Annotated in this window: 14 protein-coding genes; 2 read left to right on the top strand and 12 right to left on the bottom strand. The window is 52.5% G+C overall.

What is annotated here, in order from left to right; translation table 11 throughout:
* Nucleotides 1–18: 18 nt before the first annotated feature.
* From D5398_RS14445 to D5398_RS14415, 7 genes are all read right to left on the bottom strand, one after another.
* Nucleotides 19–1,671: a Na/Pi cotransporter family protein gene (locus D5398_RS14445; RefSeq protein ID WP_120508268.1), complete on the bottom strand. Its 1,653-nt coding sequence runs from the start codon at nt 1,669–1,671 to the stop codon at nt 19–21.
* A 15-nt stretch (nt 1,672–1,686) separates the two neighbouring features.
* Nucleotides 1,687–2,343 carry an HAD family hydrolase gene (locus D5398_RS14440; RefSeq protein WP_120508267.1) on the bottom strand — a complete coding sequence of 219 codons (657 nt, stop codon included), beginning with the start codon at nt 2,341–2,343 and terminating at the stop codon, nt 1,687–1,689.
* Nucleotides 2,340–3,332, bottom strand: a complete 993-nt coding sequence (locus D5398_RS14435; protein ID WP_120508266.1) for an ABC transporter ATP-binding protein — start codon at nt 3,330–3,332, stop codon at nt 2,340–2,342. Before D5398_RS14435 ends, D5398_RS14440 begins: the two co-directional genes overlap by 4 nt.
* A gap of 2 nt (nt 3,333–3,334) precedes the next feature.
* Entirely contained in the window at nt 3,335–4,120 is a 786-nt protein-coding gene (locus D5398_RS14430; RefSeq protein WP_120508265.1) for an ABC transporter permease, read from the bottom strand.
* Between the two features lie 22 nt (nt 4,121–4,142).
* On the bottom strand, nt 4,143–4,985 hold the full coding sequence (locus D5398_RS14425) for an ABC transporter permease (protein WP_120508264.1): 843 nt from the start codon (nt 4,983–4,985) through the stop codon (nt 4,143–4,145).
* A gap of 26 nt (nt 4,986–5,011) precedes the next feature.
* On the bottom strand, nt 5,012–5,809 hold the full coding sequence (locus D5398_RS14420; RefSeq protein WP_120508263.1) for an alkaline phosphatase family protein: 798 nt from the start codon (nt 5,807–5,809) through the stop codon (nt 5,012–5,014).
* An 85-nt stretch (nt 5,810–5,894) separates the two neighbouring features.
* The gene (locus D5398_RS14415; protein ID WP_120508262.1) at nt 5,895–6,953 is read right to left on the bottom strand and encodes an ABC transporter substrate-binding protein; all 1,059 of its coding nucleotides are present in this window, start codon (nt 6,951–6,953) and stop codon (nt 5,895–5,897) included.
* Between the two features lie 204 nt (nt 6,954–7,157).
* Here D5398_RS14415 and D5398_RS14410 point away from each other — a divergent pair, with 204 nt between their 5' ends.
* Complete coding sequence (locus D5398_RS14410) at nt 7,158–7,868, top strand: UTRA domain-containing protein (RefSeq protein WP_120508261.1); 711 nt, start codon at nt 7,158–7,160, stop codon at nt 7,866–7,868.
* 149 nt (nt 7,869–8,017) lie between these two features.
* Here D5398_RS14410 and metH read toward each other — a convergent pair whose 3' ends face one another.
* Nucleotides 8,018–11,719, bottom strand: a complete 3,702-nt coding sequence (metH, locus tag D5398_RS14405; RefSeq protein WP_120508260.1) for a methionine synthase — start codon at nt 11,717–11,719, stop codon at nt 8,018–8,020.
* Between the two features lie 247 nt (nt 11,720–11,966).
* Between metH and iclR the strand changes: the two genes are divergently transcribed.
* Complete coding sequence (gene iclR, locus D5398_RS14400; protein ID WP_120508259.1) at nt 11,967–12,809, top strand: glyoxylate bypass operon transcriptional repressor IclR; 843 nt, start codon at nt 11,967–11,969, stop codon at nt 12,807–12,809.
* A 47-nt stretch (nt 12,810–12,856) separates the two neighbouring features.
* Here the strand turns inward: iclR and aceK are convergent, their stop codons facing one another.
* The 4 genes from aceK to metA form a co-directional block, all read right to left on the bottom strand.
* Entirely contained in the window at nt 12,857–14,569 is a 1,713-nt protein-coding gene (gene aceK / locus D5398_RS14395; RefSeq protein WP_120508258.1) for a bifunctional isocitrate dehydrogenase kinase/phosphatase, read from the bottom strand.
* Nucleotides 14,570–14,621: 52 nt separating this feature from the next.
* Nucleotides 14,622–15,944, bottom strand: coding sequence for an isocitrate lyase (aceA, locus tag D5398_RS14390; protein WP_120508257.1), 1,323 nt, complete (start codon nt 15,942–15,944; stop codon nt 14,622–14,624).
* Nucleotides 15,945–15,984: 40 nt separating this feature from the next.
* Nucleotides 15,985–17,583, bottom strand: coding sequence for a malate synthase A (gene aceB / locus D5398_RS14385; RefSeq protein WP_120508256.1), 1,599 nt, complete (start codon nt 17,581–17,583; stop codon nt 15,985–15,987).
* A gap of 373 nt (nt 17,584–17,956) precedes the next feature.
* A complete protein-coding gene (gene metA / locus D5398_RS14380; RefSeq protein ID WP_120508255.1) occupies nt 17,957–18,886 on the bottom strand; it encodes a homoserine O-acetyltransferase MetA in 930 nt (309 codons plus the stop codon).
* Nucleotides 18,887–19,425 lie beyond the last annotated feature (539 nt).

The following is a 19,425-nucleotide window of genomic DNA, read 5'->3' as shown; positions in this document are numbered from 1 at the left end:
TACTCATGAAAGCGGAAATTAAACCCGTTTCATATCGTCATTCGGTTCACGCATTTCATCTTCCTGCTCATCCTGATCCAGCACGTTATACGCCACTGCACAGAACAAAGAATTCAGGCGCTTCATGTCACCCAGCAACCCGAGATGCAGCGAACTGGTTTCGATGCTTTGCACGTTATGCTGATGCAAACGGTCCACGTGGGCGTGAGCATAACGCCGGTCAAGAATACGGAAACGATGCTTGGAACGGCGCAAACGCCGTGCGCTGGTCAGGTCGTTCGACAAAAATACGCCCAAACTCAGACGTAAATTATCCAGCAATTTCTCATGCAGGGCTTCCAACTCCACCAGACCTTCCGGTGAAAATGCACGGCGCGTGGCGTGAGATTTGGCGGTGATATCGCCTGTCATGCGCTCGATAATGTCACCGGCCTGTTCCAGATTCAGCGCCATCTCAATGATTTCAGCCCAGCGGCGCGAATCATCCTCACCCAGACCTTCTTTATTGATTTGCGCCAGATACAGTTTGATGGCGGTATACAGCACATCGACGTCGTCATCGAGACGTCGTACCTCGCGATCTTGTGCCAGTTTGCCATGCATGACTTCGCGATTGAGGATCAGCATATGTTCCACCACATCCCCCATACGCAGAGTTTCGCGGGCGGCATTAGAAAGCGCCAGCGTCGGGGTATCAATCGCGCTGACGTCCAGATGGCGCGGACGTAAACGCGGATCATCTTCTGGCACATCGGCAATCATCAGCTGACAAATTTTGGCCATCGGCGCGGTGAGTGGCACCATCGCCAGACAACGGATCAGGTTGTAGAACATGTGAAAATAAATCACCAGCTCTTCATCCGGAATGCCCAGACGCGCCAGCTGATTCGAAAGCGGTCCGATAAATGGCAGCACAATCACTAAACCAATCAGTTTGAACAGCGTACTGCCGAGCGCTACACGGCGACCGGCGGCGTTCATTTTGCTGGCGTTGATCATCGCCAGCAACCCGCTGCCGAGGTTGGCACCAATCACCAGACATAAGGAGACTTTGAGCGAGATAACGCCGGTCGCTGCGAGGGTGGCGGTCAGTAAAACCGCTGCCAGACTGGAATAACTGATGATGGCAAACACTGCGCCGGTCAGCGCATCGAGCAGCACGTCACCGGTCAGGGATGAGAACAGCACTTTCACGCCGGATGCCTGCATAATCGGCGTCGCGGCGCCCACAATCAGTTCCAGTGCCAGCAAAATCAGGCCAAGCCCAATACAGACACGCCCCATTTGTCCGGCGCGCGTTTGCTTACGGCTGAGGAAGAAGGCCACGCCGACGAAAATCAGCAGCGGGGAAAGCCAGGAGAGATCGAAAGTCAGGATACGCGCCATCACGGCGGTACCGACATCAGCGCCGAGAATAATCACCAGCGCCGGTGCCAGCGCAACCAGCCCTTGCGAGACAAAGGACGTGACCAGCAGCGCCGTCGCATTACTGCTTTGTACCAGTGCGGTCACGCCAATACCGGCGACGAACGCCAGCGGTTTTTTCTCAACACTGTTACTCAGAACACGGCGCAGATTGGCACCAAAAACACGCATGATGCCGGTACGCACGATGTGCGTACCCCATACGAGCAAAGAAATAGCAGACAACAGATGCAAAAGGGTTAACACGAAAAAACAGCTCCATTAACGCCAGGCATAGACCGGCCATCCTGCCTGCCGGGCGTGCTGGAGCAGGATGGCGTCCGGATTCACGGCCACCGGCTGACCCACTCGGGTCAGTAAGGGCAGATCATTATGGGAATCCGAATAGAAACTGGCTTGTTGCAGCAGGGAATCGTCCTGATTGATGAGTTCGAGTAGACGCGAAACTTTGCCCTCCCGATACGTCATCGTCCCCTGCGTGGCGCCGGTAAAGCGCCCGTCTTTAATTTCCACACCAATCGCCAGTGTTTCCTCGACTCCGAGGAAGCGGGCAATCGGCTGCACCAGATGCTCGCCGGATGCGGAAATAATCACCGTCCGGTCGCCCTGTGCGCGGTGAGAGGCCAGACACTCACGCGCCTGCGCATAAATGCGCGGTGCAATAATATTCTGAACATAACCGGTGACCATCGCCGCAACATCACTTTCGCTGCGTCCGGTAAGCGGCACCAAAGTACACCGCATGTACTCCTGCATATCCATCTTACCCACGGCATATTGTTGCATCAGCGCAGCATCTTGTTGCAGGAAAGCCTGCTCATCTGCCACCCAGCCATTCGCCACCATGTAGGCAGACCAAAGACTGGAACAGTCGCCGCTAATCAGGGTTTCATCGAGATCAAACAGCGCCAGTTTCATGCAACTTCCCGTAACGTAACAAGATCTAACTGTAGACCAATATCGCTGCCATCGGCGCGAAGTGAGGCCACAGAACGGTTTAAGACATCCACAGAAAGCTCAACACCGTGCGCTAAAACACGATAGCGCACCACGTTGCCAAGCAGGCTGTGGCTAAGAATTTTAGCCGGAATGCCTTCAGTCAACTCGCATATCGTTACCGACTCTGGCCGGATGGCGACGCGACCCGTGTAAGTCATACCAGTCAGCGCCATAGCCTGTTCAGAACTCAGCAAGTTGTAGCTGCCGATAAAACCTGCTGCAAAAGCATCCACCGGTTCAGTATACAGGGTTTCGGCATCGGCATTTTGGACGATTTGTCCTTTGTTCATCAGTACAATCCGGTCTGACATGGTCAGCGCCTCTTCCTGATCGTGAGTCACGAAAATTGCGGTCAGGTTCATTTCGCGCTGAATACGGCGAATTTGCTCGCGCAGATGTTTACGAATACGGGCATCGAGCGCGGAAAGCGGCTCATCGAGCAGGAGCAGTCGCGGCTGCGTCACCAGCGAGCGTGCCAGCGCCACACGCTGACACTGTCCACCCGAAAGCTGATGCGGATAACGTTTGGCGTAATCGTTCATTTCCACCAGCTCCAGTACTTCGCCGACGCGGCGATGCAGCTCGGAAGCCGGTATCTTCTGCATTTTCAAACCAAACGCGACATTGGCTTCCACTGTCATATTCGGGAACAACGCGTAGCTCTGAAAGACCATGCCAATCCCACGCTGCTGTGGCGGCAGGGGCACAATATCCTGCCCCTGGATCAGGATTTTGCCGCTGTCGACGGAAGTCAGCCCGGCAAGACAGCGCAACAGCGTGGATTTTCCGCAGCCGCTTGGCCCCAGCAACGTGACGAACTCGCCCTCTTCTGCCGAGAAATCAATGTTGTTGAAAATCTGCGTCGGACCGTAAGACTTGTTGAGTTGAGTGACCTGCAAATACGACATAATCAGCTCTTTCCTTTGTTCAGCATGTTCGCCACCCAGGTGAAAATCAGGACGACCATGAAATAGGAGATGACCAATGCGCTGGTGAAATGGCCGCTGCCATTGCGCATGTTATAGAGATAAACCTGCACCGTTTCATAACGGCTGCCGGCCAGCAGATTAGCGAACACGAACTCCCCGATGAGGAAGGAGAACGAAAGCAATACGGCAATCATTCCGCCCTTGCGCAAGTTCGGTAAAACCACCAGCAGCGCGGCTTTCCAGGTGCTGGCACCGAGAAGATGCGCCGCATCCATCAGATCACGCAGATTAATGGCCTGCATGTTGTTAGAGATGGCGCGATAGATAAACGGCAAGGCGATGGTGAAGTAACAGCCGATCAGGATCCACGGCGTACCGGTCAGAGCCAGCGGTTCAGCAGAATAGAGCTGCATCAGCCCCACCGAAGACACCACCGGCGGCACGGCGAACGGCAGTAAGATCAGGATATTCATGAGTGCGTCGAGCTTCGGAAAATAGTAAGCAATCACAAACATCAATGGCAAGATCAGCACCAGCGACAGGAAAAGCGTGCCGAAACACACCAGCAGCGAGTGCCAGAGTGCAATAAGGAAACGCGGATCGCTCCACAGTTCCACCAGCCATTTGAGCGTAAAACCGCTCGGCAAAATGGTGGCCCCCCATTCCAGCACCAGCGCATACACCAGCGTAGCCAGCAGCGGCAACATCAGGACAAGCAGTAATACCCAGATCACCACACGGTGGTAAATTGCTTCAGACCGCGACATCTTACGTTCCTTTTTCCGGCAATCAGCTGCGCTGACTGAGATAACTTTTACGCAATAGCCACTGATGGACAAGCGTGATAAAGGCCATCAACACCACCAGTAACATCGCCAGCGCGCTGCCCATGTTCGGATCGAGAGAAATATCCCCCGACACCAGCGCCGCAATACGCACCGGCACCACATTGAAATTGCCGGTGGTCAGCGCGTAGACCGTGGCGTACGCGCCCAGTGCGTTTGCGAGCAAAATTACAAAAGTACCCAGCAGGGCCGGGAACAGAACCGGCATGCCGATATAACGCCAGTAACTCCAGCGGCCAGCGCCGAGCAATGCTGCCGATTCTCGCCAGTCTTCGCGCAGTGCATCAAACGCGGGGTACATCAGCAATACGCCAAGCGGGATCTGGAAATAGGTGTAGAGAACAATCAGCCCGTTTTTCGAATACAAATCGAAGTGCTCCATCAGCCCATATTTGCGCAGCAGCAACGTCAGACAACCGTTCAGGCCAAGCAGGATGACAAAAGCAAATGCCAGCGGGACGCCCGCGAAGTTGCTGGTCATGTTGGTGAACGACATGACGAAATCATGAAGTTTTGTCGGTCCTAGCTGGCGAAGTGAGTAACTGCCCACTAACGCGATAACCAAACCGTATAAACTCGACCAGATGGAGATATCCAGCGAGAAACGCATGGCCTGTAAATAAAACGGAGAAGTCAGAATGTCGCTGTAATTGCCCATTCCCCAGGCTTCGTAGGTTTCGCTGTAAAAGCTGCTCACCGCAATCCAGGCCAGAGGCGCCAGCTGAAATGCGATGAAAAATACCAGAAACGGCAACATAAACAGCGCTGCAATCCACTTAGCTTTCATCGGTTATCCTTTAAAAGTGACGGGATTCAGGCCAGTAATGCCGCGCAATGTGGCTTGTCGTGGGCAATATTGAGTATCTGACAAACGGTTCCGCACAGCTCAGTTTGCAACGGTGCGGCATCTTTAAAACTGAACGCGCTGCCGAATACAAACAGCGGCACCTGACGCTCTTCCGGCAAAATACCGCCGTGGCTGCGGTCATCGTTCATGCCGTGGTCGGCGGTCACAATCACCTGATAACCGGCATCCAGCCAGTCGCCCAGATAGCGCGAAAGTATGCCGTCAGCCGTCCGCGCTTTATTGCGATATTGCGGCGTGGACAGGCCAAATTTATGACCCGCGTCATCGATATTCATCGGGTGGATCACCAGGAAATCAGGATTGTGGCGACGGCGAAGGCTTTCAGCGTCGTCGAACAAATGTGAGTCAGGGTAGGCGTCATCGTAATAAAAATGACCGTGCTGAATGGCCAGCGATTCATCGCTGGTATGACGGTCACGCGGCGGGTCAAACGGCGTGCGGTTATACAACTCGCTGACCCAGTGATACGCCGCTGCGGCCGTGGTCAGGCCTGCATCACGGGCATAGTGGAAAATACTGCGTTGTGTCGATAACCGGTCAACGTGGTTATGCACAATGCCACTCATCACCGGCGTGATACCGGTGAGAATGCATTCATAAAGCGGCCGGGACAGCGATGGCAGTTCGCATTCCAGTTGATACAAGCGGCCGCGTCCTGCGGCACACTGGGCCTGTAAATAACCCATTGCGTCTTTGGCGACCTGATAATTCAGACCGTCGAGTACTACCAGAATGCTCTTCATTACGCGTATGCCTTTCGTCTCAAACAGGTGTTGTAATTGAACCAATGCTTTCGCTGTCCGGTTTTTCTTATAAATTTTTAAAGGATTACTGCTGCATGTTGATCATGACGTTTTCCTGCCACATACGAGGCAAGGTTTTGGCGCTCTTATCCCATGCAGCCGGATCGGCAATCGGGTGAGCATTTTTGTATTCGCTGGATGGCAGCAGTTTGGCTTTTGCATCCTCTGGCAGAGTGATGTGATCAGCACGAATTGGGCGGGCGTAACCCTGCGCTAAGTTAATCTGACCGGCATCTGAGAAGATGTATTCACGCGCCAGTTTGGCGGCGTTCGGGTGCTTGGCGAATTTGTTGATGATGGTGGTATAGCCGGAAGTGATGGAACCATCAGAAGGGATCACTACGTCAAAGCGGGTTTTATCAATTTTGTCGCGATAGCTCAGTCCGTTGAAGTCCCAGACCACGCCGACCTGCACTTCACCTTTTTCCAGAGAAGCGATGACCGGGTTAGTCAGGCTCAGACGCCCTGCTTTCGCCAGTTTGCCGAAATATTCCAGGCCTGGTTTCAGATCCTTTTCATTCCCGCCCATCGCATAGGTTGCCGCCAGTACGCCGTTCGCTGCCTGCGCCGCGGTACTCACATCACCGATGGTCACTTTGTATTTGCTGTTCAGCAGGTCGGCCCAGCTGTGCGGCTCATCTTTGACCTGGGATTTATCAATGATGAACGCGATAGTGCCGGTGTAAGCGAGTGCCCACATACCGTCTTTATCTTTAGCCCAATCAGGCACCTGATCCCAGGTGGTGGGTTTATATGGCTGAGTGACGCCTTTCGACACCGCGACCGGGCCAAAAGCCGCCCCCACATCACCAATATCAGCGCTGGCATTGTCTTTTTCAGCGAGGAATTTCGCGATTTCCTGCGCGGAGCTCATATCTGTATCGCTGTGTTTCAGCGCGTATTTGGTATTCAGATCACTCCAGGTGGCCTTCCAGTTTGCCCAGTCATCAGGCATACCGACGCTGTTTACGGTCCCTTCGGCTTGCGCCGCTTTGAGGAGTGCAGCAGGAGGTTCAGCGGCAAATGCCGGTGAAGCGGAGAGGACAAGCGCGCTGGTTAACACAGAAGCGAACAACTGTTTCATAACGGATGCTCCGGATGGTAGTGTGTGTGAAGTGCTGGTCTAGTCCAGCAAGAACCAAGCCAATCTAACGCTCAATTGTGATAATTATATGTCAGCGTGAAAAAGCAGCAGTTTTAAGCTTATAGCTGTTAACAAGCGCACATTATTTACACGACAAAGGGTCAGATTGGTGCAAAAACGCACTGAAATGAGGCTTGCTGACCGATGAGTGAATCGCAGACCACCCTTGCTGTCATCTGCAAGGCACTGAGCGAAAGTATTGCGGCCGGGGTATTTTCTGCAAAGGGAAGGCTGCCTTCTGAGCGGGCGTTAAGTGAACAATTTTCCACCACCCGAATCACATTACGGGAAGCATTAAGCCAGCTCGAGGCGCAGGGGTTGATCTACCGGGAGGTACGCCGGGGCTGGTTTGTTTCCCCGCCGCGCATTGTCTACAACCCGCTGCAAAGAAGTCACTTTCACGCGATGGCGAAAGATCAGGGACGTCATGCGCAAACCGAAGTCATTGATGCGAAAAACTGCGTAGCCAGTGAAACGGTCAGCCAGAAGTTACTGTTGCCGCCAGAGAGTGAGGTGATTTGTATCCGCAGGTTGCGTTATATCGACAAGCGCCCGGTGCTGTATGTCGAGCATTACCTTAATCCGCTGTATTTTCAGGGCATTCTCGATGCGGATCTCACGACATCTCTGACAGATTTATATGCTTCCCGCTATGACATTCATTACGGGCGCGTGCGGTTTGATATGGTGCCGACGCTACTGCCAGAAGAAGCGTCGCGTGCGTTGAGAGTCACTTCCGGCAGTCCGGCGCTGTTTATCACGCGTATTAACCGTGACCAGCACGGCCGGGTCATCGACTGCGATCTGGAGTACTGGCGCTATGACGCGCTGCACATTGATGTGGAAGTGAATTGATTCAAGTGGAAAAACACACCGATGGGATACCCTAAATCATTCGAGATGAATTAAGGCGGCAACTGAATGAACCCCAGGAGCTTACTGAAGTAAGTGACTGGGGTTCGTGATGGCAGCCAACGCAGAGTCAACTTGAAGGATGACGGGTATTAGTCGGCGTCGTAACCTAAGTTAGGCGCCAGCCAGCGTTCAACTTCGCCAATTGGCATATTTTTACGCGCAGCGTAATCTTCGACCTGATCGCGCTGAATCTGCGCCACGGCGAAGTATTTGCTGTCAGGATGGCTGAAATACCAGCCGGATACCGCAGCGCCCGGCCACATCGCAAAAGATTCGGTCAGTTGCATACCGGTGTTAGTCTCAACATCAAGCAGCTTCCAGATCTGGCCTTTTTCCGTGTGCTCAGGACAGGCCGGATAACCCGGAGCCGGGCGAATTCCCTGATAATTCTCGCGGATGAGTTCTTCGTTGCTCAGATTCTCTGTGGGCGCAAAACCCCAGTAAACCTTACGCACTTTCTCATGCAGATATTCCGCGAAGGCCTCGGCAAGACGGTCTGCCAGCGCCTTGATCATGATTTTATTGTAGTCATCATGCTGCTTGTCATACGCCTCAGCCAGCGCGTCTTCTTCCAGCCCGCCGGTGACGGCGAACGCGCCCATGTAATCTTTTTTACCGCTCGATTTCGGCGCGACAAAGTCCGCCAGACAATAGTTGGCGAAATCTGTTTTTTCCGTTTGCTGACGCAGATGGTGGCTGACCACCAGCACGTCTTCACGACGTTCATCGCTGTAGATTTCGATGTCATCGCCTTTACGGTTCGCAGGGAACAATCCGACGACGCCACGCGGGTTCAGTAACTTCTCTGCGGAGAGTTTATCAAGCAGGTCATTGGCATCCTGGAACAGGCGCTTCGCTTCTTCGCCGACCACTTCATCTTCAAGAATGCGCGGATATTTACCTGCCAGCGACCAGGTCATGAAGAACGGCGTCCAGTCGATGTAATTACGCAGCGTTTCAATGCTGGCTTCCACTTTCTGAATGCCCAGCCGATGGGCAACGGGCGGCGTGTAATCGTCCCAGTCGATAGTGGTAGCGTTATCGCGGGCCACTTCGAGACTGACCGGCGGTGTGCGCGGCTTTTTACGTGCATGCTGGATGCGAACGGTGTCGTACTCTTTGCGCGTACGTTCGATAAACGCGTCACGCTGCTCTTTTGACAGCAACGCAGAAACCACGCCGACAGAGCGCGAGGCATTTTGTACGTAGCAGGTCACGCCACTGTAGTTTTGTTCGATTTTAACGGCGGTATGGGCTTTAGACGTGGTCGCGCCGCCAATCAGCAAGGGCATGGTAAAGCCACGTCGCTCCATCTCTTTCGCCACGTTGACCATTTCATCGAGCGACGGCGTAATCAGCCCCGAAAGCCCGATGATATCGACGTTTTCTTCAATGGCAGTTTTGAGAATTTTGTCGGTCGGCACCATTACACCGAGATCGATAATCTCGTAGTTATTACATTGCAGCACCACGCCGACGATGTTTTTGCCGATGTCATGCACGTCGCCTTTTACCGTTGCGAGCAGGATTTTACCATTGGTCTGGCCCTTTTCCTTGCTCGCTTCAATGTACGGCTCCAGATAGGCCACAGCCTGTTTCATTACACGCGCGGATTTCACCACCTGCGGCAGGAACATTTTACCGGCACCAAACAGGTCACCGACGACGTTCATACCATCCATCAGCGGGCCTTCTATCACTTCGATAGGACGTGCAGCCAGCTGACGGCACTCTTCAGTATCCAGTTCGATAAATTCGGTAATGCCTTTCACCAGCGAGTATTCGAGGCGTTTTTTGACTTCCCAGCTGCGCCATTCCGCCTGCTGTTTATTCGCTTCGCCATCGTCCTTGCTGCCACGGTATTTTTCGGCAAGTTCGAGCAGACGTTCGGTACCATCGTCGCGGCGGTTGAGGATCACGTCTTCAACGGCGTCGCGCAGTTCAGCCGGTAAGTCATCATAAATCGCCAGCTGACCGGCGTTGACGATACCCATATCCATACCATTGCGGATGGCGTGATACAGGAACACAGCGTGAATGGCTTCGCGCACCGGTTCGTTACCGCGGAACGAGAATGAAACGTTGGAAACACCACCGGAGATTAGCGCGTGCGGCAGTTGCGCTTTGATATCGGCGCAAGCTTCGATGAAATCGACAGCGTAGTTATTATGTTCTTCAATACCAGTGGCGACCGCGAAAATATTCGGGTCAAAAATAATGTCTTCCGGCGGGAAGCCGACTTTTTCCGTCAGCAATTTGTAGGCACGGCGGCAGATTTCAATTTTGCGAGCGCGGGTATCCGCCTGTCCGGTTTCATCGAATGCCATAACCACAACGGCTGCCCCGTAGCGGCGCACCAGGCGGGCGTGATGCAGGAAGGCTTCCTCACCCTCTTTCATCGAAATGGAGTTAACGATGCCTTTGCCCTGAATGCATTTCAGGCCTTTTTCGATGACATCCCATTTGGAGGAGTCGATCATGATTGGCACACGGGCGATATCTGGCTCACCGGCAATCAGACTGAGGAAACGTACCATCGCCGCTTCGGCGTCGAGCATCCCTTCATCCATGTTGATGTCGATGATCTGCGCGCCACTTTCAACCTGCTGGCGGGCAACGGCCAGCGCTTCAGAATACTTCTCTTCTTTGATCAGTCGCTTAAAGCGCGCAGAACCGGTGACGTTGGTCCGTTCGCCGACGTTCACAAACAGCGTCTGAGGATCAATGGTCAGCGGTTCCAGCCCCGCCAGACGGCAGGCAACAGGAAGGGTCGGTAATGCACGCGGCGGCACACCTTCGACGGCTTTCACCATCGCCGCAATATGCGCAGGCGTAGTACCACAGCAACCACCAACAATATTCAGGAAGCCCGAGCGCGCCCATTCGGCAATGTGCTCAGCCATTTCTTTGGCTTCCAGATCGTATTCACCGAAGGCGTTAGGCAGACCGGCGTTCGGGTGAGCCGTGACATAACATTCTGCAATGCGCGACAATTCAGCGACATACTGACGCAATTCATCCGGGCCCAGGGCGCAGTTCAGGCCGAAAGTGAGCGGTTTGACGTGGCGCAGCGAGTTATAAAAAGCTTCTGTGGTCTGGCCGGACAAGGTTCGGCCAGAAGCATCGGTAATCGTCCCAGAGACCATCACTGGCAATACGATACCCATCGCTTCAAACTCGCTTTCTACAGCGAATGTGGCGGCTTTGGCGTTAAGTGTGTCGAATACGGTTTCGATCATGATGAGATCTGCGCCGCCCTCAATCAGCGCGCGGGTCGATTCGCGGTAGGCTTCTACCAGCTGATCGAAAGACACATTACGGAACGCAGGATCGTTAACGTCAGGCGAAATCGACGCCGTGCGGTTGGTCGGGCCCAAAACCCCGGCGACATAGCGGGGTTTATCCGGCGTACGGTCGGTCCATTCATCGGCGCACTGACGGGCCAGCCGCGCGGCCTCATAGTTAATTTCAGCCGACAGCGATTCCATATGGTAATCAGCCATCGCAATCGTGGTGGAGTTGAAAGTGTTGGTTTCAAGGATATCGGCGCCAGCAGCAAGATAACCGTTATGGATCTCGACGATCACTTCTGGCTTTGAGAGCACCAGGAGATCGTTGTTGCCTTTCAGATCGCTTTCCCAGTCAGCAAAACGTTCGCCGCGGTAATCCTCCTCTTCCAGACGATAGCTTTGAATCATGGTGCCCATGCCGCCATCCAGAACCAAAATGCGCTCTGCCAGCTGCTTATGTAGCGCTTCAACTCGATTAGTCACTTTCACCTCATCACCCATCACGCACACCCGGCAAATTGTTCATTCATGCACCGGAAATTATGGTCAACATCCTAACATACCTTCCTCAGCCAAAAGCCCGCGCTGACGTGAGACTTTTTCAATTCGGGAAGACATCCCGCAAATGCAGTGCAACACATCGGATGAGCGCAAAGGCAGGTTGCGATCCATACTGTAAAAACGAAAACCAATTCCAAAAATGACTTTTCTTCGCCAGATTTTGGCGCATCTTACAAGGAACAGGCTCATGGCAACGTCCGTATCGGCTCCGGCCAAACGTGCTAAGAAAACCAAAGCCGCTGCCGCAACAGGCAGCGCCGCGACCGGGCAAGTTCAGTCTCTGACACGTGGCCTTAAGTTGCTGGAATATATTGCTGAAGCACAGGGCAGCGTTGCGCTGACCGATCTGGCTCAGCAGGCGGGTTTACCTAATTCCACTACCCATCGGCTGCTGACAACCATGCAGCAGCAGGGGTTTGTGCGTCAGGTCGGTGATCTGGGCCTGTGGACCATTGGTTCGCACGCTTTTGTTGTCGGCAGCAGTTTCCTTCAGAGCCGGAATTTACTGGCGATGGTGCACCCGATGTTGCGCCGTCTGATGGAAGAATCCGGCGAGACCGTGAATCTGGCGGTGCTGGATCACAGTGATTATCAGGCGATCATTATCGATCAGGTACAGTGTAATGCGCTGATGAGAATGTCAGCGCCGATTGGCGGAAAATTACCGATGCATGCGTCGGGTGCCGGTAAAGCATTTCTTTCGACATTACCGGAGGAACGACTGGTGAAGATGCTGCACAAGATTGGCCTGCACAGTTATACGCCGCTGACAAAGACGTCTCCGGCGAACCTGAAACAGGAGCTGGCGGATACGCGTAAACGTGGCTATGCCTTTGATGATGAAGAACATGCGCTCGGCCTGCGTTGCGTGGCGACCTGCATTTATGATGAGCATAACGACGCGTACGCAGCCATTTCCATTTCGGGTCCGATCTCGCGGATCACCGATGACCGGGTGACGGAGTTGGGTGCGCTGGTGATCCACGCGGCAAAAGAAATTACACAGGCATACGGCGGCGGGAAACACTGACAGAGGCGCTGAAATCCCGCCGGAGTGTGGCGGGATGATTACGCGCTTTAGCGGCGGCTAAAGCGCTGGGAACGGCGATAAGCAAAGACATCTTCGACATGTCCTTCGCTGATCCGCTGCTGCAAACTACGCCAGTAGCCAGCGCTGAACAGGTCGTCGTGTAGCGTTTCGAAGATCTGAGCGAGACGTTTGTCACTGCACAAGAAATGGCGAAATTCTTCCGGAAAAACATCACCCGGCGCAATGCTGTACCAGGGCTCACTGGCCAGTTCATCCTCCGGATAGCGCGGCGCAGGGATATCGCGGAAATTCACTTCGGTCATATAGCAGATTTCATCGTAGTCATAAAACACCACGCGGCCATGGCGGGTCACGCCAAAGTTCTTAAACAACATATCGCCGGGAAAGATATTCGCCGCGGCCAGTTGTTTGATGGCATTACCGTATTCTTCAATCACATCATGCAGCTGCGTATCATTGGCCTGCTCCAGATATAAGTTCAGAGGCGTCATACGTCGTTCTATATACAGATGGCGAAGCGCAATGCTGTCACCCAAGTCTTCGATTTTAGCAGGCACTTCGCGTCGCAATTCGGCCATCAGTTCCGGGCTGATATTTTTCTTCGGCAGAACAAAATGTTCGAATTCCTGAGTGTCCGCCATCCGCCCTACGCGGTCATGCTCTTTCACTAACTGATAGCAGGCCATGACCTGCGCTTCAGTAACTTCTTTCTGCGGGGCAAAATTATCTTTTATGACTTTGAAAACACGGTCACTATCCGCCAGGGTGAACACCAGCATGACCATACCTTTGACGCCTGGCGCAATAATAAAAGACGCGTCAGTTTGCGCCATAAAACGCAGGTGCTCGCGGTAACACTCTGTTTTTGCATGCTTCTGGCAGCCGATAGCGCTGTAAAGTTCAGCGGTGGTTTTCGCCGGTAAAATCTCGCGTAACCATTCCACCAGCGCGCCAGGCTGAGGGGCATAGACCATGAAATACGAACGGGCAAAACCGAAAACGATACTGGCGTCGCTGCCATCGGTCAGGCAGGCATCAACAAACAGCTGGCTCTGATGGCTCAGATGGACCGGCAATAACAAGGGAAATACCTGCGAACCCGAGCGGATTTTTCCGATGATCCACGCGGCCTTATTGCGATAAAAAATTTCGGTAGCGATCTCAATATCAGCACTCGCCAGCCAATCTGTTGGAAAACGCTGCTGCAACGCCGTAGCAATATAATCAACGTCGCGGTTCGCATCTTCCCACGGTAAACGCACTGGCAGATCATCAAGCACTTTTGATAATACTGCGATCAGATTGCCCTGAACCGGATATTGACGTGACAAGGGGCGGGAGCAAATTTGTGGTCGCCGGGCAGACTGTTCACTGAAAATAAACAGTTTGTCGGCCGTCAGATCACGATGTTTAAATATCCTGCAATAGACTGAATTAAAGAAACTTTCGGCAATTTCAGCCCGGGGATAATCCGGCAGTAATTCGGAGTAACATTCCTTTATGCGGATCAGGAATGCGGCATCATAAAAATGCTGCCCGGTGATACATTTAAGCTGAGCAACGACCAGTCCGACATGGTGATCATACAAATGAATACGTTGCTTCATTGCCGCCTGTACCGCCGGCCAGCTGGCATTTTCAAAGCGTTGCTGCGCCCCCGCTGTCACCTCGAGAAAGCGGCCATATTGAGCGTCGAATCCCTGCAAAATAGTCTGCGCAATCAACAGCTCTATACGCATAGAGGCACCTCCATAAGGGAAAAAGCCCGGATTTCGCCGGGCCAGCAGAAAATCAGTGCGATGTGGAGGAGAATTGCTGTTCTTCAGTAGAGCCGGTCAGCGCGGTCACCGAAGATCGTCCGCCCTGAATGATGTTGGTCACTTTGTCGAAATAACCGGTTCCCACTTCCTGCTGATGCGAAGCGAAAGTATAGCCACGGCTGACCGCTGCAAATTCCGGCTCCTGTACTTTCTCAACGTAGTGTTTCATCCCTTCGCCTTGTGCGTAAGCATGAGCCAGGTCGAACATGTTGAACCACATGCTGTGAATGCCAGCCAGTGTGATGAACTGGTATTGGTAGCCCATTCCGGCCAGCTGTTCCTGGAAACTGGCGATGGTTTTATCGTCGAGATTTTTCTTCCAGTTAAATGATGGCGAACAGTTGTAGGCCAGCAGTTTGCCGGGGAATTTTGCATGGATAGCCTCGGCAAAACGCTGCGCCAGTTTGAGGTCAGGCGTAGACGTCTCACACCACACCACGTCAGCATAAGGTGCGTAAGCCAGCCCGCGGCTGATAGCCTGTTCAATACCCGCATGCGTTCTGTAGAAACCCTCATGTGTTCTCTCGCCGGTAATAAACTGACTGTCATAAGGGTCGCAATCGGATGTCAGTAAATCTGCGGCATCAGCATCGGTACGCGCTACCAGAAGCGTCGGTACACCGAGAACATCAGCGGCAAGGCGCGCGGAAACCAGCTTCTGCACCGCTTCCTGTGTCGGCACCAGAACTTTGCCACCCATATGTCCGCACTTTTTCACGGCAGCAAGCTGATCTTCAAAATGAACCGCAGCAGCACCCGCTTCAATCATGGATTTCATCAACTCAAACGCATTAAGTACGCCACCAAAACCGGCTTCCGCGTCAGCCACAATCGGCAGGAAATAATCGGTATACCCCTGCTGACCAGGCTCAATGTTATTCGCCCATTGGATCTGATCCGCGCGGCGGAAGGTGTTGTTAATGCGCGCGACCACTTCAGGCACCGAATTCACCGGATATAACGATTGATCGGGATACATACTGGAAGCCGTATTGGCATCGGCAGCCACTTGCCACCCGGACAGATAAATAGCTTCAATCCCGGCTTTCGCCTGCTGTAAAGCCTGCCCGCCGGTCAGGGCACCAAGGCAATTCACATAGCCTTTTCGTGAAGCGCCGTGCAGTAAATTCCACAGGCGGGCTGCGCCATGCTGGGCCAGAGTGCATTCCGGGTTTACTGAGCCACGCAGGCTGATCACTTCTGCCGCGGTGTAAGGTCGGGTGATATTTTTCCAGCGCGGCTGGCTCCAGGTTTCTTCAAGCTGCTGAATTTGCTGAGTACGGGTCGTTTTCATGGCAAATGCTCCGGTCTTTTTATGTGTAGGATAAGAAAACTCAGGCCAGCAGCTGATAGCCCGGCAGTGTCAGGAAGTCGATCAGTTCATCCTGTGTGGTGATTTTTTCCATCAATGCGGCGGCTTGTGTGAAACGACCAGCGCTGAAACGCTGTTCTCCCAGTTCCTGCTGGATCACGAGAATTTCTTCGTTGAGCATGCGGCGGAACAGCGGTTTTGTGACCGGTTGACCGTCATTGAGCGCTTTGCCATGGTGGATCCACTGCCAGATCGACGTGCGGGAGATTTCTGCGGTAGCAGCATCTTCCATCAGCCCGTAAATCGGTACGCAACCATTACCGGAGATCCAGGCCTCAATGTATTGCACTGCCACACGAATATTGGCGCGCATGCCTTCTTCGGTGCGTTCACCGGGACATGGTTCGAGCAATTGTTTGCCGGTGATTTCAGCATCTTCTTCGCGTAACACGTTGAGCTGGTTTGAGCGGGTTCCCAGCGCCTTATCGAACACTTCGAGTACTGTATCCGCCAAACCCGGATGCGCAATCCAGGTACCATCATGTCCGTTATTCGCTTCCAGCTCTTTGTCGGTACGGACTTTGTTCAGCACCCATTCGTTGCGTTTAACGTCTTTGCTGGGGATAAATGCCGCCATGCCCCCCATCGCAAATGCGCCACGGCGGTGACAGGTTTTGATCAACAGACGCGAATACGCACTGAGGAACGGCTGAGTCATAGTGACGGACTGACGATCGGGCAAAACACGATCGGAGTGGTTCTTCAACGTTTTGATATAGCTAAAGATATAATCCCAGCGGCCGCAGTTCAGGCCAACGATGTGATCCCGCAGGTGATAAAGGATTTCATCCATCTGGAAAACAGCAGGCAAGGTTTCAATCAGCACTGTGGCTTTTATGGTGCCACGGGATAATCCGGCGTATTCCTCAGTAAAGCTGAAGACCTGGCTCCACCAGTCGGCTTCATGATAAGACTGCATTTTTGGCAGGTAGAAATAGGGCCCACTCCCTTTAGCCAGCAAGGCGCGGTGGTTATGGAAAAAGTACAAAGCAAAATCAAACAGTGAACCGGGTATGCCCTCGCCCTGCCAGGTCACATGCTTTTCAGGCAAATGCAGACCACGTACGCGGCAAATCAATACTGCCGGATCGGGTTTGAGCTGATAAATCTTTCCAGATTCATTGGTGTGGCTGATAGTCCCGTTCACCGCATCGCGTAAATTGATTTGCCCTTCGATGACTTTCTGCCAGTCCGGAGCCAGCGAATCCTCAAAATCCGCCATAAACACTTTTACATTGGCATTCAGCGCATTGATCACCATCTTGCGTTCGACAGGACCCGTGATTTCTACGCGACGGTCTAACAAATCAGCAGGGATCCCGCGTATTTTCCAGTCTGCATTTTTTATGGAATGAGTTTCCGAAATAAAATCAGGCAGCACGCCCTGATCTATTTTCTGCTGCACGGCAATCCGATCGGCCAGTAAACGGTTACGCAGCGGGGTAAAACGCACGACCAGTTCGGACAAAAAATCCACGGCCTCTTCGGTCAGAATTTGCGCTTCGTTCTCACCAAAACGACGCGTGAAGCCAAGCTGACTGCGGGTAAGTTGCTCTGACATCGCTTTTCTCCTGATTTATCTGCTTAATCTGCCAGACCGCTTCACTGAACAGATGCTGTTACGGTTGAAAAAACACCGGAGATGCCCTCATGATCCTGAGGCCATTTATCTCTGGTCATTTATTGCCCGACAGATTTAAGCGTAATCATGATTTTCATAAAATCAAAAACGATTTCCATTTTATTTTTAAAATTAAAAAGTATTATTTTTAATCAATAAGATAGAAAGAAATTATTTTTCCATAAAATGGTAATGAGTTTCGAACAGAAGAGGATGCGTTTAGAAGGCAAGGGTCCGACAAAAGGATCACGGGGATAAAAGGAGTGTAAACAGACGACCGGCAAGATCGTCTGCTCAAATATTAAAAAGAGAGTTACTCGAGGGTTGGATTCATCTGGCGCAGATCAAACGGCGTGATCTGATAAACGTAATAATTCAGCCAGTTAGTGAACAGCAGGTGTCCGTGACTCCGCCAGGTTGCCTTCGGTGAAAGCTCGGCGTTATCCTGCGGGAAATAGTTGTAAGGCATTTCCGGCGATAAACCCGCCGCCACATCGCGCAGATACTCACCTGCCAACGTTCCTGCATCGTATTCAGGATGCCCGGTGACAAAGGCCATGCGTTTATCTTTCGTGGCAAAGAGGTAGGCTCCTGCCTCCTCAGATTCAGCGAAAATATCCAGATCAGTATACTGGCGGAGCACATCAGCCGGAAAATCGGCATAACGGGAATGAGGTGCCAGAAAGCTTTCATCAAATCCACGCGTGAGTAATGCCAGCGGTTGTAGCGTCTGATGAGGGTAAACCCCTGAAAGCTTCGCGTCGCGGGTCATTTTTGGCAGCCCATAAAGCACATTCAATGCAGCCTGGACTGCCCAGCAAACAAACAGTGTCGATGTCACATGCTCTTTCGCCCAGTGAATGACACGTTCAATTTCGGGCCAGTATGCCACGTCGCAAAAATCGACTAATCCCAGAGGCGCACCGGTGACGATCAGGCCGTCATAGTTGTCATGCTGAATGTCTTCAAAGTCACAATAAAAGTTATTCAGGTGCTCAGCGGGGGTGTTTTTGGATTCGCGGCTATCAATGCGCAGCAGCTGCACATCAATCTGCAGAGGAGAGTTCGAAAGCAGCCGTAAAAACTGATTTTCTGTCTCAATTTTCTTCGGCATCAGGTTAAGAACCAGCACCTTAAGAGGACGGATCTCCTGCGTTTTCGCACGTGATGACGTCATGACAAAGACGTTCTCATGGCGCAAGAAATTCACGGCTGGTAGTTCATCTGGAACCCGGATCGGCATAACAACTTCCTCACTGCATCCATTTATACGTTTAGACTTCTAGACCCCCGAAGATAACGGGTTTTGATTAAGATGTCGAGCGTGCAAGTGGTAAGTGAAAATGTTTCAGCTTCAGTTATTAATTCAGAGGTTTTAGTTATAAAGGATGGGAAATGAGGGGAAAGTCGCGATAAAGAACTCGGGTTAAATCGGCCGATATACGAAATTCCGAACAGGTTTCGAACGTATTTTGAACAAAAACCACCAAATTATACATAGCAAAAAGCCCTGTACGTCAGTACAGGGCTTTCCACTTATTTGATGCCTGGCAGTTGATGATCCACTTCGTGGCTCACCCTTCGGGCCGTTGCTGCGCAACGTTCAAAAGGCTATGCCTTTTGTCCTGCTCTCTTCTCGTGTAGCCAACCACCTGATAGCAATAAAGACAAAAGCCCCGTACTTTCGTACGGGGCTTTTGTCTTTATTTGATGCCTGGCAGTTCCCTACTCTCGCATGGGGAGACCCCACACTACCATCGGCGCTACGGCGTTTCACTTCTG

The sequence above is a fragment of the Rahnella bruchi genome (assembly GCF_003614975.1).
Lineage (GTDB): Bacteria > Pseudomonadota > Gammaproteobacteria > Enterobacterales > Enterobacteriaceae > Rahnella > Rahnella bruchi.
The sequence above is the reverse complement of the archived record's forward strand: the minus strand, read 5'-3'. Positions and strand labels throughout refer to the sequence as shown.

Coding starts and splice junctions, on each gene's coding strand:
- D5398_RS14440 (WP_120508267.1), bottom strand. CDS start 2,343: ATGAAACTGGCGCTGTTTGATCTCGATGAAACCCTGATTAGCGGCGAC.
- D5398_RS14435 (WP_120508266.1), bottom strand. CDS start 3,332: ATGTCGTATTTGCAGGTCACTCAACTCAACAAGTCTTACGGTCCGACG.
- D5398_RS14430 (WP_120508265.1), bottom strand. CDS start 4,120: ATGTCGCGGTCTGAAGCAATTTACCACCGTGTGGTGATCTGGGTATTA.
- D5398_RS14425 (WP_120508264.1), bottom strand. CDS start 4,985: ATGAAAGCTAAGTGGATTGCAGCGCTGTTTATGTTGCCGTTTCTGGTA.
- D5398_RS14420 (WP_120508263.1), bottom strand. CDS start 5,809: ATGAAGAGCATTCTGGTAGTACTCGACGGTCTGAATTATCAGGTCGCC.
- D5398_RS14415 (WP_120508262.1), bottom strand. CDS start 6,953: ATGAAACAGTTGTTCGCTTCTGTGTTAACCAGCGCGCTTGTCCTCTCC.
- D5398_RS14410 (WP_120508261.1), top strand. CDS start 7,158: ATGAGTGAATCGCAGACCACCCTTGCTGTCATCTGCAAGGCACTGAGC.
- metH (WP_120508260.1), bottom strand. CDS start 11,719: ATGGGTGATGAGGTGAAAGTGACTAATCGAGTTGAAGCGCTACATAAG.
- iclR (WP_120508259.1), top strand. CDS start 11,967: ATGGCAACGTCCGTATCGGCTCCGGCCAAACGTGCTAAGAAAACCAAA.
- aceK (WP_120508258.1), bottom strand. CDS start 14,569: ATGCGTATAGAGCTGTTGATTGCGCAGACTATTTTGCAGGGATTCGAC.
- aceA (WP_120508257.1), bottom strand. CDS start 15,944: ATGAAAACGACCCGTACTCAGCAAATTCAGCAGCTTGAAGAAACCTGG.
- aceB (WP_120508256.1), bottom strand. CDS start 17,583: ATGTCAGAGCAACTTACCCGCAGTCAGCTTGGCTTCACGCGTCGTTTT.
- metA (WP_120508255.1), bottom strand. CDS start 18,886: ATGCCGATCCGGGTTCCAGATGAACTACCAGCCGTGAATTTCTTGCGC.